General features: G+C 55.2%; 14 protein-coding genes. 2 read left to right on the top strand and 12 right to left on the bottom strand.

The annotated features are described in order from the left end of the window. Positions 1-1,295: response regulator (locus ACOCD2_RS04825; RefSeq protein WP_293652396.1), on the top strand; the 1,295-nt coding region annotated here is incomplete at its 5' end. Here the strand turns inward: ACOCD2_RS04825 and pdxJ are convergent. The 12 genes from pdxJ to rpoE form a co-directional block, all read right to left on the bottom strand. Then, a complete protein-coding gene (gene pdxJ, locus ACOCD2_RS04820) occupies positions 1,277-2,011 on the bottom strand; it encodes a pyridoxine 5'-phosphate synthase (protein WP_293645215.1) in 735 nt (244 codons plus the stop codon). The two genes, ACOCD2_RS04825 and pdxJ, sit on opposite strands and share 19 nt — an antisense overlap. A gap of 29 nt (positions 2,012-2,040) precedes the next feature. Continuing rightward, complete coding sequence (recO, locus tag ACOCD2_RS04815) at positions 2,041-2,745, bottom strand: DNA repair protein RecO (RefSeq protein WP_293645213.1); 705 nt, start codon at positions 2,743-2,745, stop codon at positions 2,041-2,043. Positions 2,746-2,758: 13 nt separating this feature from the next. Then, the gene (gene era / locus ACOCD2_RS04810; protein ID WP_293645211.1) at positions 2,759-3,646 is read right to left on the bottom strand and encodes a GTPase Era; all 888 of its coding nucleotides are present in this window, start codon (positions 3,644-3,646) and stop codon (positions 2,759-2,761) included. Next, positions 3,643-4,320 carry a ribonuclease III gene (gene rnc / locus ACOCD2_RS04805; protein ID WP_293645209.1) on the bottom strand — a complete coding sequence of 226 codons (678 nt, stop codon included), beginning with the start codon at positions 4,318-4,320 and terminating at the stop codon, positions 3,643-3,645. The genes era and rnc overlap by 4 nt, the downstream gene beginning before the upstream one ends. Positions 4,321-4,333: 13 nt before the next feature. After that, a complete protein-coding gene (locus ACOCD2_RS04800) occupies positions 4,334-4,705 on the bottom strand; it encodes a DUF4845 domain-containing protein (RefSeq protein WP_293645207.1) in 372 nt (123 codons plus the stop codon). 13 nt (positions 4,706-4,718) lie between these two features. Next, positions 4,719-5,606 (bottom strand): signal peptidase I, encoded by an 888-nt coding sequence (gene lepB / locus ACOCD2_RS04795; RefSeq protein ID WP_293645205.1) that lies wholly within the window; start codon positions 5,604-5,606, stop codon positions 4,719-4,721. A gap of 24 nt (positions 5,607-5,630) precedes the next feature. After that, positions 5,631-7,436, bottom strand: a complete 1,806-nt coding sequence (lepA, locus tag ACOCD2_RS04790) for a translation elongation factor 4 (protein WP_293645203.1) — start codon at positions 7,434-7,436, stop codon at positions 5,631-5,633. 153 nt (positions 7,437-7,589) lie between these two features. Beyond that, positions 7,590-9,017: a DegQ family serine endoprotease gene (locus ACOCD2_RS04785; RefSeq protein WP_293645201.1), complete on the bottom strand. Its 1,428-nt coding sequence runs from the start codon at positions 9,015-9,017 to the stop codon at positions 7,590-7,592. After that, on the bottom strand, positions 9,007-9,513 hold the full coding sequence (locus ACOCD2_RS04780; protein ID WP_293645199.1) for a SoxR reducing system RseC family protein: 507 nt from the start codon (positions 9,511-9,513) through the stop codon (positions 9,007-9,009). The genes ACOCD2_RS04785 and ACOCD2_RS04780 overlap by 11 nt, the downstream gene beginning before the upstream one ends. Before the next feature lie 36 nt (positions 9,514-9,549). After that, entirely contained in the window at positions 9,550-10,548 is a 999-nt protein-coding gene (locus ACOCD2_RS04775) for a MucB/RseB C-terminal domain-containing protein (RefSeq protein WP_293645197.1), read from the bottom strand. A gap of 4 nt (positions 10,549-10,552) precedes the next feature. Continuing rightward, positions 10,553-11,152 (bottom strand): sigma-E factor negative regulatory protein, encoded by a 600-nt coding sequence (locus ACOCD2_RS04770; RefSeq protein ID WP_293645195.1) that lies wholly within the window; start codon positions 11,150-11,152, stop codon positions 10,553-10,555. Positions 11,153-11,164: 12 nt separating this feature from the next. Next, positions 11,165-11,743: an RNA polymerase sigma factor RpoE gene (rpoE, locus tag ACOCD2_RS04765; RefSeq protein ID WP_293645193.1), complete on the bottom strand. Its 579-nt coding sequence runs from the start codon at positions 11,741-11,743 to the stop codon at positions 11,165-11,167. Between the two features lie 141 nt (positions 11,744-11,884). On the opposite strand from rpoE, the gene nadB reads away from it, so the two are divergent. Further along, on the top strand, positions 11,885-13,516 hold the full coding sequence (gene nadB / locus ACOCD2_RS04760; protein WP_293645191.1) for an L-aspartate oxidase: 1,632 nt from the start codon (positions 11,885-11,887) through the stop codon (positions 13,514-13,516). Positions 13,517-13,633 lie beyond the last annotated feature (117 nt).

Raw genomic sequence — 13,633 nt, 5'->3', positions numbered from 1 at the left:
GGGACAGCTCTATGCTGATAGGGGTGAGTAGTTACGAATTTTATATCGAACTTAAAAAAGGAAGTGCCCAGCAGCCCGACATACCGACTAACAGCCTGCTGGCGGGACGCAAACTTTGGATGGTGGAACCAAACCCGACATACCAGGCTGCGCTCAGGAACATGTTGCCCGACCTCGACGTCACTTCTCATGAAATCACGACCTACCAGAACGCCATTTCAGCCCTGAAGCAGGGAGAAAGCGCGGAGTTTATCATTCTGGCAGTCACCGCCAAAGCATTCACTAGCGAAACCGTGGCTCAGGAACTGGAAGACATCATCCAGTATGCTTCCATACCCGTGCTGGTACTGCTGGGGAGCTCCGATCAGGACGTCATGAACCACATCACCGATCTGGGTGCAGCGCGCTGCCTGAGCAAACCGATACGGCCAGGCATACTCGCCCAGGCAATAAACGATATTCTGCTTTCTGACAGTGAAACAGGAACCGGCAAGTACGCGGAACCTGCCCCAAGCCATCCGGCTGACTGGCTTAGCGGCACCCGCATACTGGTCGCAGATGACAATGACATCAACCGCAAACTGATGCGTAACGTGCTGGGCAATTACGCAGCCACCGTTATCTGTACCGAGGATGGTGCTCAGGCAGTGGAAGCAGTCAGGGACATGCCCATAGACATCGCGCTCATCGATATCCACATGCCCAACCTCAACGGACTGGAGGCCGTGGCGCAGATCCGGCAGATACCGGAAGCAAAGACACTGCCCCTCATCGCCATGACTGCGGATGCCATGGGCCGGAACCGAGCGGAAATCGAGAACAGCGGCTTCGATACCTTCCTGATCAAACCCATCGAGGAAGAAGACCTGCTTTCGGTGATTGCGAAATTCCTTTTCAAGGAAGATGGTGGTCCGGAAGGATTCAAGTCTTCGGCACAAAAGGCATTTCTCAGCCGCCGCCAACTTCCCGTCTATGACAGGCCCCAGGCCATGCGTATTACTGGAAATTCGCCCCGCATCGCCACCACCATGCTGAATCAGCTGGTGGAAAGCCTGGAAGACAGTATGGAAGAAATAGCCAGGCTGGTCGAAGAGAAGGACTGGAAAGCATTGTGGCAGAACATTCACAAGCTGCAGGGGGCTGCAGCCATCTGCGCGGTGCCCGCCCTGTCCGCATCCCTGAACCGCCTGCAAGTGGCCGTCCAGAATAAAAATGCGGAAATAACCGCGCAGGAACTGAAAGAAACCAACTCGGAAATGCAGCGCCTAATCCAGTATCACGCAGAACTGGATTGAATGAGCCTTTTCATTTCTCTCACTGCCTGATCAAGACCGGTAAAGACAGCCCGGGAAATGATGGCATGACCGATATTGAGTTCTCTGACACCTTCGATATCACTGATCCGTGTGACGTTGTGATAGTCCAGACCATGACCGGCATTGACCTGCAGCCCCAGGGACTCACCCAGCCTCACCCCTTCAACGATCCTGGTCAGTTCCTGCGCACGCTGCTCCGCACTTTGTGCATCCGCAAAATGCCCGGTGTGGATTTCCACCACCGGCGCACCGATCGCAGCAGCAGCTTCGAGCTGACGTGTGTCGGCATCAATGAACAATGACACACGAACCCCTGATTCAGCCAGCCCGGCACAGTAGTCGGTCAAATGCGGAATGCTTGCGGCTACGTCCAGACCACCTTCCGTCGTCAGCTCCTCGCGCTTTTCCGGCACCAGACAGCAATCTGCAGGCTGTATGCGCCGTGCGATGAGCAGCATCTCTTCGGTGGCCGCCATTTCCAGATTCATGCGTGTCTGCAGGATATCTTTCAGGAACTCAACATCTCTGTCCTGAATATGGCGGCGGTCTTCCCGCAGATGCAGGGTAATGGCGTCTGCCCCTGCCTGCTCTGAAACCAGTGCCGCCTGTACGGGTTCCGGATAGCGTGTACCTCTAGCCTGACGCAAGGTTGCGACATGATCGATGTTTACCCCTAGCAGTTTCTCATGCTGCATATCAGTTTTTCTCCTGCCGATGTTTCTGTTCAGTCCCGGGACAGAGCGGAAAAAAGCTCCCGGCTCTTCAATGGCCTGTCACCCAGATAATAACCCAGTATCCGCCGCATCAGTTCTTTCGCCTCTCTGCTTTGGCGGACATCCATCAACTGTCCATGTGCCAAAGCGATCAGCGTATCCCCGGAAATCCTGTTTTTGTGACCGCTGGCTGCCTCTCTCAGCCCCAGTTCCGGCTCATAGCTGTACCAGGCCTGAGACCGGACGGCTGCACCAGATTGTCCTTCATGCAGAAGATCCACTCCATAACCCAGGGTTTGCAAAAGTTCCAGCTCGAAAGTACGTAACAGCCTCTCGAGATTTCCCCCGGCCCCCAGGCTTTCGATGGTTTTCTCATAACGGAAAAACAGGTCAGGCACCGGTTCGTCTGGACCAATGAGCCGCACCAACAGCTCATTCAGATAAAAACCGCTGAACAGTGCCCTGCCCTGTGGCGGGTCATGGCGGGAATGCTGTTCCACGTATTTCAGATTGGGAATCCGGCCACGTCCCGACCAGGAAACCAGCAGAGGAGTAAACGGCTGCAGCAGACCACGTCGTCTGCTCTTTGCTGAAGCCGCGCCACGCACCATCAGGGAAGTCCTGCCGGCGGAAAGTGTCAGCATATCCACCAGTAAATGCCGTTCCCCGTACTTGCGGGCATGTAGTACATAAGCAGGTGTCAGATCCCCGGGCAACGGTGAATGCCCTTTACTCGGAATATCCCAATCGGCTGAGACTGGCCTGATCGGCGGACCAGCTTTTTTTCACTTTCACCCACAGGCGCAGATACACCTTGGTCTGGAAGAAATCTTCCAGCTGCTTCCGGGCTTCCGTTGCAGTCTCCTTGAGTGCAAGACCGCCTTTCCCCACCAGGATGCCTTTCTGGTTGTCCCGTTCCACCCAGACGATGGCGCCAATGCGGTAGATATGGGGCTGTACGTCGAACTCTTCGATTTCCACGGTGGCTGAATACGGCAATTCCTTGTGATAGCGCCGGGTGATCTGCTCCCGAATCAGTTCTGCGGCAAAAAAGCGTTCCGGACGATCAGTGATCTGGTCTTCGGGATAGAGATTCTCCCCTTCGGGAAGCATTTCCAGAATCGCCTGCTGCAGCTGTTCACAATTGTCGCCGGTGCGTGCAGAGACGGGGATAACGGTGGTCAGTCCCGTCTTTTCAGAGAGCCTGGCCAGCACCGGCAGCAACTCCTCTCGCCGCTGCAGGGTATCGATCTTGTTAACCACAAGAATGACAGGCAGGCCACTGTTCTGTATCCGCTGCAGCACCATTTCATCTTCTTCGGTCCAGTGATTGCTGTCGACGATGAACACCGCCAGGTCCACACCGGAAAGGGTGCTGGTGGCAGTTCGGTTCAGATAGCGGTTCATGGCCTTGTTGCCCCGCTGATGTATACCCGGTGTATCGATATAAACGATCTGACCATCCTTCAGCGTGCTGATGCCCAGAATACTGTGGCGGGTTGTCTGGGGCTTGTGGGAAGTGATCGCCAGCTTTTGCCCCAGAAAATGGTTGAGCAGGGTTGATTTACCCACATTGGGACGGCCCACCAATGCCAAGTGTCCGGCCCGATGCTTCATGTGACAACTCCAGTCCTGGCCAGCACCCTGGAAGCGGCCAGCTGTTCCGCCTTGCGCCGGCTCGAACCCTCCCCCTGCGCCGTCAACCCGAGACTCTCGACTCGGCATTCGACAATAAACTGCTGTTCATGGGCACTGCCTTCTACGCTAATGACTTCATAGACGGGCAGGGATTTACCTCTCGCCTGGAGATACTCCTGCAACTGGGTCTTGGAGTCCTTGGGCTGGGCTTCCGGTGAAATTCTGGCAATCTGGTCCTTCAGAATACGTCTGACCAGTGCTCGGGCTGCTTCCATATCGGCGTCCATAAAAACGGCCGCAATGATGGCCTCCACTGCGTCAGAGAGGATAGAGTCCCGGGTCTGACCCCCGCTGCGCAATTCGCCTGTACCCAGTATCAGGTAGTCTCCCAGCTCGAGCCTCCTGGCAACACCGGCGAGGGTTTCGCGCTTTACCAGTTGTGCCCGGGCTCTGCTGAGCTCCCCCTCACTGGCATTGGGATGCTGGCGACACAGGTTTTCGGCCACCTCGAATCCCAGAATTGCATCGCCAAGGAACTCCAGGCGCTCATTGTTTCTGGAACCGGCACTGCGATGTGTCAGAGACTGCAGAAGCAGGGACTCGTCCCTGAATTCATATCCCAGCCTGCGTTGCAATCTGTTGAGATCTGCCACCCGGGTTACCGAACTATTTCCAGTCCACCTCTTTGTGGAAACTCATGACCACTTCAACATTCCCCGCGATCGGTTTGCGCACCTCATAGTCCAGAATCATGCTGGTCTTGCCCTTGCTGCGGTCGATCTTCAGGTTCTTCTGATCAAAATCATAAATGCCATTGATGTCGATACGGCGATTGAATATCTTCCGCAACTGCTTGGGAGCCACTTTCCTGTATTGCGGATCTTCCTTGATACCCTCGAGAATTTTACTCATGGAGTGGAATTCCAGGTAGCTGGGCACCATCCTCACGCCCAGCAGCACAAAAAACAAAACGATGGCGATTGCCATGATCCAGCTGGTGATACTCATCCCCTGCTGCGGTTTTTTCAGATACTGCATCTCTGTTCCCCTTTTACTCTATCACTTCGCCAATGCGGGACCAGTCAAAGATCCCGGAGCGATTCCAGTCCAGGCTCAACCATATCACAAAGGCTTTTCCAACCAAATTCTCTTCCGGAACGAAACCCCAGCAGCGGCTGTCGTTACTGTTGTCGCGGTTGTCTCCCATCATGAAATAGTGACCTTCCGGAACGGTGATTTCACCTCGCGCCAGAACCTGACAGCCTGGGCCGAAGTCCGGCACACGGGGATTGATCAATATGGAATGCTCCACGCCCTCCAGGTCTTCCTTCAGTTCCCAGCTACCCCGCATCCGGATGCCCGATCCGACAGCATCGTAAAGACCCACCTTGCTTTGCGGCATGGCTTTGCCGTTGACATACAACACCTTGTTTCGGTAAGCGATACGATCACCGGGCAAACCCACCAGGCGCTTTATATAGTCAAGCTTGGGGTCTCGCGGATAGCGGAAAACCACCACATCACCCCGCTCCGGCTCGCCAATATCGACAAACTTGGTTTTGGTGACCGGGGCTCTCAGCCCGTAGGCGAACTTGTTGACCAGTATGAAATCACCGACCAGCAAAGTGGGCATCATGGAACCCGAAGGAATGCGAAAGGGTTCGACCACGAACGCCCTGAGCAGCAACACGAACAGAAAAATGGGAAAAAAGGATCGTGCATAATCCACCATCAGGGGTTCTTTGGCCTTCTCCTTCCCCGCTTCCGGTTTCCGCTTTCCCCGGAACAACAGGTAAGCTCCCCAGATCAGCCCGGAAATCACCGTGGCAAAAACCAGTGCAGGCTCTATGCCAAAGGCAGACAACAGCCATATAAAAACCGCTGCAACACCAATCAGCAAAACGATTTCATAGACGGATGTTTGTTTTTCTTCTTTCATAATATCTTCAGTTCCAAACAGAGGTTATTTGTCCTTGCCAACATTCAGTACAGCCAGGAAAGCTTCCTGGGGAATCTCCACCCGCCCTACCTGCTTCATGCGCTTTTTGCCGGCTTTCTGTTTTTCCAGCAGTTTGCGCTTGCGGGTAATATCACCGCCATAACACTTGGCGGTGACATTCTTCCGCAAGGCCTTCACCGTGGAGCGGGCGATGATCTTGCTCCCCAGTGCCGCCTGTATGGCCACCTCGAACATCTGCCGGGGGATGATTTCCTTCATCTTTTCCGTCAGCTCCCTGCCCCGGCTTTCCGCATAATCCCTGTGCACGATAAGAGAAAGGGCATCCACACGCTCACCGTTAATGAGGATATCCAGCTTCACCAGGTTAGCTGCCTGAAAACGGTCCAGCTCATATTCGAAGGATGCGTAACCCCGGCTGACAGACTTGAGACGGTCGAAAAAGTCGAGCACCACTTCGTTCATGGGCAGGTCATACACGAGCTGCACCTGGCCGCCCAGATACTGCATGTTTTTCTGCACACCGCGTTTCTCGATACACAGGCTGATGACATTGCCCAGATAGTCCTGGGGCACCAGGATATGCGCCTCGATAATGGGTTCGCGAATTTCTGCAATCTGGCCTGGATCAGGCAGATCGGCAGGATTATCCACCATCACCACCTCGCCATCCGTTTTCTCCACTTCGTAGATGACCGTGGGCGCGGTGGTGATCAGGTCGAGATCGTATTCCCGCTCAAGGCGTTCCTGGATTATCTCCATGTGCAACATACCCAGAAAACCGCAGCGGAAGCCAAAACCCAGCGCCTGGGAAGTTTCCGGCTCGAAATGCAGGGCCGCGTCGTTCAGGCGCAGTTTTCTCAGGGCTTCCCGGAAATTCTCGTAGTCATCCGAGCTGATGGGATACAGGCCTGCGAACACCCGGGGCTGCATCTCTTTGAAACCCGGCAGCGGCTCAGCCGCCTTATTGTCGGCAAGGGTGATGGTATCCCCCACTGGAGCAGCATCGATCTCCTTGATGCCGGCGATGACATAGCCCACCTCACCGGTTTCCAGGCTTTTGGTATCGGTACGCTTTGGCGTAAACACGCCGACTTTTTCCGCCTGATAGGTGCGTCCGGTTGACATGATCACGAACTTGTCACGACGGTTGATGCTGCCATTCATTACCCGGATGAGGGAGATGACGCCAACATAGGGATCAAACCAGGAATCGATGATCAGCGCCTGCAGCGGCGCATCAGGATCACCCCTGGGCGAAGGAATGCGCTCTACGAGGCTTTCCAGCAATTCCTCGATTCCCAATCCCGTCTTGGCACTGACCCGCAGGGCGTCTTCCGCCTCGATACCGATGATTTCCTCGATCTCGGTAATCACTCTTTCCGGTTCCGCGGAAGGCAGATCGATCTTGTTCAGCACCGGCACCACTTCCAGCCCCTGTTCGATCGCGGTATAACAGTTTGCCACGCTCTGGGCCTCCACGCCCTGAGCGGCATCCACCACCAGCAGCGCACCTTCACAGGCGGCCAGTGAACGGGACACTTCGTAGGAAAAATCCACGTGGCCGGGGGTATCGATGAAATTCAGCTTGTAGGTCTCGCCATTCTTGGCGACGAAATCCAGGGTGACACTCTGCGCCTTGATGGTGATACCGCGTTCACGCTCCAGATCCATGGAATCGAGCACCTGGGCTTCCATTTCCCTTTCGGTCAGGCCACCACAAATCTGTATGAAACGGTCTGCAATGGTGGATTTTCCATGGTCGATATGCGCAATGATGGAAAAATTTCGAATGTGATCAAGTTTAGACATCAGTCCTCGGGAGTCTCGGAATTCCAGCCTGGAGGCTTCCCCCATCAGACCCAATCCACGGAAAAATCAGCAACGGCGAATGATACTCCGGATTGACTTTTTTTTCCCGGCAGATTTGCTTGCAGACTTCCGGAGCCTGAGGCCCTCTCAATACTAGTCAGGCGCACGCAAGGCGACGAATACCGGTCCCTGAGGCTTGAGCAGCAGCATGGCCACTGTTTTTCCTTTCAGCACGGCCTTAATGATCTGCTGCAGCTGAGCAAGACTGGAAATCTTCCTGCCATCCACCATCAGCACCACGTCGCCAGGATCGACACCCGCCGACGCTGCAGGTCCTTCGTGGACTTCTTCAACCCGCACACCTTCGTCATTCGAGAGCTCCAGTTTTTTCCTTTCTTCCGCTGTAAGCTCAGAGAATACCAGTCCCAGCCTGTTGCTCTTGGCCGCGTCCGGTGCGGCTGCCTCTTCGGGTTGTTCCTGCGCCTCTTCCGACGGCAGTTCGGCGATACGCACGGTCAGTTCGATTTCCTTTCCATTTCTCAGCACCTTCAGCCTGGCGTCCTCTCCCACGGCCATGGTCCCCACCAGTGGCGGCAACTGCGAAGAGTTGCGCAACAGCTGATCATTGAACATCAGGATGACATCACCGACCCGCAAACCGCCTTTGGCTGCCGGTGAATCCTTGATCACCCTGGCGACCAGCGCACCCTGGGGACGGCTCATGCCAAAGGTTTCCGCAAGGTTGCGGTCGACATCCTGAATCAGCACACCAAGATAACCTCGGGTCACATGCCCATCCTTGCGCAACTGATCCACGACGTTCATCGCCAGTTCGATGGGAATGGCGAAAGAAAGCCCCATGAAACCACCGGAGCGACTGAAAATCTGAGAATTGATACCCACCACTTCACCATCGAGATTGAACAGGGGACCACCCGAATTGCCCGGATTGATCGCCACATCGGTCTGGATATAGGGCACATAGTTTTCGCTGGGCAGGCTTCTGCCCTTGGCGCTGACAATACCTGCGGTCACAGTGGCATCAAATCCAAAAGGCGAGCCGATAGCCAGCACCCAGGCGCCAATCTTGAGGTTCTTGCTGTTGCCAATACGCACGGCGGGAAGGTCGTCGGCGTCGATTTTCAGCAAAGCGATATCACTGGCTTCATCTGACCCCACCACCCTGGCTTCATAAGACTTGCGGTTGCTCAGCCGCACAATGACTTCATCCGCACCATCCACCACATGATGGTTGGTGAGGACATAGCCATCCTTGGAAATAATGAAGCCGGATCCCAGGGACTCACTGTCCTCTGGCGGCATCTCACCTTTACCTTCCTCATCAAAAAAACGCCGGAACAGATCGTTGAAGGGACTGTTTTCCGGTATGGGCATGTTCTCCGGCGTATGAAACTGATGATAACCCTGCTTGCCATGGGAAACCGTACTGATATTGACCACCGCCGGTGCGTTGCGCTCGACCAGTTCGGTGAAATCCGGCAGACTGCCTGCCTGGATGCTGCCCAGGACTGCAAAGAAACAAAGAAAAATGGCTGCAATTTGCTTGGATCTATTTCCCATCGATTTGATTACCCATTAGTTTGATGCCTTCAACAGATATCGGACTTATCCGTAAAACCCGCAGTATCCGCGCCTGATAGCGGCTGCTCCCTGACAACCGGGGACTGATTTTCCGTACCATCATCAAGACCAGAACAAAACCGGCGATACCCATGGCAATACTGCCAATTTCGGTGAATCCCGACAGCAGGGACGGCATCAGCCAGTTGCCCAGGATAGCGCCACCGATCAGCCCCAGCAAGGGGGCCATATAGACCAGGAGCGAAGCAATCTGCATAGCAGATTCATCCAGACCGATGACTACGCGGTCACCCTCCTGGGCACTGACAGGATTGGCGGCCAGAAAGGAACGTTTTCGCTGGGGAAACATACTGGCAAGCAGTGAGGTGCCGCAGCCGCTCTTGGCTGAACAGGAACCGCAGGCCGATTTTGTCTCGGCGACAACCTCGGCGGTGTCTCCATTGACGGACAATACGATTCCTTCTTCCTCCAACATGCTGTCAGAAACCTCCTGCGATGGATCGTAACTGTTTCAGGACTTGTGGTACTGAATGCTGGCAGCCATCAGCTTGAGGGTTTTTTTAGGCACCTCACCTACGATGGTCAGTTGATAGTCCTTCAGACGCCGTCCGAGCACACGAACGGAGCCAAGATTGGTATAACCCTCGAATGCCTTTTCGCTGTCCAGGGGTTCAAGATAGGCAGAAACCGTTGCCAGGCCATCGGAAAACACAAAATGCTCCAGGCCTGTCTGAGGGGATTTCTGGTGGCGGACAAGATCGAAACCGGATGGCAGGGAACGGAGATCCCAAACCGTTTCATTTGGCTGTACAGGCGCCAGGGCCGGCTTCCTGGTGATTTCGGCGTTGCCCATGTTTGCTTCCAGATTGGCGAGCATCAGGGGGTTTTCCATACCTGTCGTACCAACTGAATCCTGCAGTGACACAAGATCGATATCGGTGATCTTGATGTCGGTAAACATGATGCGGGACTGAATGTTTCCCTTGTCATCCACCACGGTCAGATCGAGAGGCAACGCGCTCAGTTTGTCCAGCGTCAGACGATAGCCGTAACGCAGACTGTCGTTGGGCACGAGATTGATTACCACGCCGGGACGACCGGCGATACGCACACTTCCACCCAATGTAATCCGGTAATTCTGCAACAGTTTTTCCGGCTGAATGGATTTTAAGGGAGAAAGCTTGCCCGCCGCCGGCTGTTGGGTGATATGAAGTTTTCCATTCCTGTTGGTGATGATGGTAATGGATTCGCTGTCGCGCACCACTTCCCTGGGCACACCTGTCAGCGAAGACAGGGATTCCAGAGGTCCATTCAGGCCAATCTGGTGGCGCAAACGCATTGCCTCCAACGATGTGCCACACTGGTAAACGAAATGGCCTTCGTAGTCCATGCTGATGACTGCTTTGTTCATTCTTTCCAGCCATTGCACTGCCTCGTTGCCGCTGTTCTCCTCGGTTGCAAATCCTGTCACCGACAGGAAGAGCAGCAGCGCCAGAAATCCCTCTCTCACCGGCTTACTTCTGCGGTTTGCCATAGCTGACGAAAGAAGTATAAGGCATGACGCCCTGAACACCGCCCGGTGCGGAAGCGTACTGGCTGTGCTGCTCCAGATAATTAGTCAGACGGGTGCGCGTCTTGTCTTCGATGGTTTTCCAGTGATTTTCCTGCTTCGCCACAAGTGCGGGGGCAGGCGCCACCTTGCCAACCGGTTGCGCCACCACCCGCAAACCGCTGCTGGCCGGCGTCTGATGCTGGCTGCCATTGATGAACTGGGGACCCAGCAGGATACCCACCGCTGCTACGGAAGCCGCAAGCGCGGCGCCGGCTGCCGGCTGAACCCATTTGGGCAGGTGCCGGCGTGATTTCAGTGGAGCCAGTACCGTCGGCTCTGACTCGAGATGACGGCTCACGGAACTGACCAGATCCATGGAAGAAAGATTGATGTCTTCACCACGAATGCTGTCGCTGATCAGCTGATAACGGATCAGAGTCTCTCTGAGTTCCTGATCTCCGCTGACACGATGACTCACACTCAGCATCTCCATCTCGCTGAGTTCATTGTCGATAACAGCAGACAGGAAGTCGTCTTCTTTTTTGTTTCCGTTTTCAGACATGTGTATTCTCGTTCAATTCAGTAATGGTCGCAGTTTCTTGTCGATGGCGTCTCTGGCACGAAAGATACGTGAGCGGACCGTACCTATGGGACAATCCATCGCCTGGGCAATCTCTTCATAGCTAAGCCCTTCCAGCTCTCTCAAGCTGATAGCCGTACGCAAATCATCCGGCAGATCGTTCAGGGCATCCCGAATGGTGCGGGCAATCTCGTCCTGAAGCAGCAGATGCTCGGGCGTATCAAATTCCTTCAGCCTCGCACCAGAATCCATCTGCTCTGCCGTTATCGCCTCGACATCATCTGCCGGTGGCCGGCGGCCCTTGGCGGCAAGATGATTCTTGGCGGTATTGATGGCAATGCGGTACAGCCAGGTATAAAATGCGCTGTCACCGCGAAACTTCGGCAGCGCCCGGTAGGCCTTGATAAAGGCCTCCTGGCTGACATCGAACACCTCACTGCTGTCGTGAATGTAGCGCGAGATGATATTTGCCACCTTCTGCTGGTATTTCAGCACCAGCAGATCAAAAGCCTTCTTATCGCCTTTCTTGACCTTTTCAACCAATTTGAGGTCAGCCTCGGCATTTGAAGTCATGGCTCACTTCCCGAGCCACACATCAATGGCTTTTGCTTCTTATGCCAATGTGACATTCTTATTGTTATAAAGTTCTGTTTCATGAATACTTAATTGGTCTGAACCCGGTGGCCAATACCCAAAAAATTAGCAGCCCCTATTATGTCAAAAAAAACCGACTATGATGTTTTAATTATCGGCAGCGGCGCGGCCGGTCTCAGTCTGGCACTGCGTCTGCCGCCAGAAACCCGTATTGCCGTGGTATCCAAGCGGGAACTGGCCGAGGGAAATACCCTATACGCCCAGGGAGGCATCTCTGCGGTCCTGGATGAGGCAGATTCCACGGAATCACACATCCAGGATACCCTCCGCGCCGGTGCGGATCTCTGCGATGAGGAAGTGGTCAAGCTGGTGGTGGAAAACGGACCCCAGAACATCCGCTGGCTGCTGAACCAGGGCGTGGAGTTCACTCAGCAGCCCCAAACCGGATCGTCCGGCTATCATCTCACCCGTGAGGGAGGCCACAGTCACCGCCGGGTCATCCATGCGGCCGATGCCACCGGTCGCGTGGTGGAACTGAGCCTGGAAGACCGGGCACGACAGCAATCCAATATCACCTTGCTGGAACACCACATTGCCATCGACCTCATATGCACCCCCAGGGACAAGGGGAAGCAGGCCAGGCGTTGCTACGGCGCCTACCTTCTGGACCTGAAAAAAGACCGGGTGAAATCCATCGGCGCCCATAGTGTCGTGCTGGCCACCGGCGGCTCCAACAAGGTCTATCTCTACACCAGCAATCCCGATGTAGCCACCGGCGATGGTATCGCCATGGGCTGGCGTGCCGGCTGCCGTATCGCCAACATGGAGTTCATCCAGTTCCATCCAACCTGTCTCTATCATCCCAACGCCAAGTCCTTCCTCGTCACCGAGGCTGTACGCGGCGAAGGCGGCATCCTGGTCCTGCCCGACGGCAAGCGTTTCATGGATGCCTACGACGAGCGGGGCGAACTTGCGCCACGGGATATCGTTGCCCGCGCCATCGACAACGAAATGAAGCTTCATGGCCTGGACTGCGTCTACCTGGACATCAGCCACCGGGATGCCGATTTCATCCGCGCCCATTTCCCGACCATTTACGCCAAGTGCATGGAACTGGGTATCGATATCACCAGGGAACCCATCCCGGTGGTGCCCGCTGCCCATTACACCTGCGGAGGCATCTGGACGGACAGGAAAGCCCGCACCGATATCGAAGGACTGTATGCCGTGGGCGAAACGGCCTACACAGGACTCCATGGCGCCAACCGCATGGCCAGCAACTCCCTGCTGGAATGCCTGGTGTTCAGCGAACTGGCCGCCGAGGATATTGCCGGGAAGCTGCAACAGGCAGAAAATGCCCTGCCACCCTTGCCTCACTGGGATGAAAGCCGGGTGACGGATTCGGACGAAGCCGTGGTGGTGGCCCACAACTGGGATGAACTGCGGCGTTTCATGTGGGACTATGTGGGCATCGTGCGCCGCAACAAACGTCTTGCACGGGCGCGGCGACGCATCAACCTGCTGCAGCACGAGATCCGCGAGTATTACAGCAACTTCCGGGTCACCAACGACCTGCTGGAACTGCGCAACCTCGCGGACGTGGCAGAACTTATCATCCTTTCCGCCATGCGCCGCCGTGAAAGCCGCGGCCTGCATTTCAACCGGGACTATCCCTGGCAGGACGAAAACCAGCGTCAGCCCACGATCCTGATCCCCGACAATTACGTCGCCAGCGACATCAACAGGAAATGACCGGCATAGTTGTTGCAGATTATCGGGATCCCTCGCATCAGAAAGCCCTGCTCGATCTGCTGGATGATTATGCCCGTGATCCCATGGGCGGAGGGAAAGGCCTGAGTAGCCGCGTAC

The organism is Thiolapillus sp. (genome assembly GCF_048562965.1).
In the GTDB taxonomy this organism is placed as follows: domain Bacteria; phylum Pseudomonadota; class Gammaproteobacteria; order Chromatiales; family Chromatiaceae; genus Thiolapillus; species Thiolapillus brandeum_A.
This window is presented reverse-complemented; position numbering and strand designations above follow the sequence as displayed.

Excerpts from the sequence above, each read along its gene's own strand:
- nadB (WP_293645191.1), top strand. The coding sequence starts at position 11,885 with ATGTCAAAAAAAACCGACTATGATGTTTTAATTATCGGCAGCGGCGCG.
- era (WP_293645211.1), bottom strand. The coding sequence starts at position 3,646 with ATGAAGCATCGGGCCGGACACTTGGCATTGGTGGGCCGTCCCAATGTG.
- ACOCD2_RS04780 (WP_293645199.1), bottom strand. The coding sequence starts at position 9,513 with ATGTTGGAGGAAGAAGGAATCGTATTGTCCGTCAATGGAGACACCGCC.
- ACOCD2_RS04785 (WP_293645201.1), bottom strand. The coding sequence starts at position 9,017 with ATGGGAAATAGATCCAAGCAAATTGCAGCCATTTTTCTTTGTTTCTTT.
- pdxJ (WP_293645215.1), bottom strand. The coding sequence starts at position 2,011 with ATGCAGCATGAGAAACTGCTAGGGGTAAACATCGATCATGTCGCAACC.
- ACOCD2_RS04800 (WP_293645207.1), bottom strand. The coding sequence starts at position 4,705 with ATGCAGTATCTGAAAAAACCGCAGCAGGGGATGAGTATCACCAGCTGG.
- lepA (WP_293645203.1), bottom strand. The coding sequence starts at position 7,436 with ATGTCTAAACTTGATCACATTCGAAATTTTTCCATCATTGCGCATATC.
- ACOCD2_RS04770 (WP_293645195.1), bottom strand. The coding sequence starts at position 11,152 with ATGTCTGAAAACGGAAACAAAAAAGAAGACGACTTCCTGTCTGCTGTT.
- lepB (WP_293645205.1), bottom strand. The coding sequence starts at position 5,606 with ATGAAAGAAGAAAAACAAACATCCGTCTATGAAATCGTTTTGCTGATT.
- rpoE (WP_293645193.1), bottom strand. The coding sequence starts at position 11,743 with ATGACTTCAAATGCCGAGGCTGACCTCAAATTGGTTGAAAAGGTCAAG.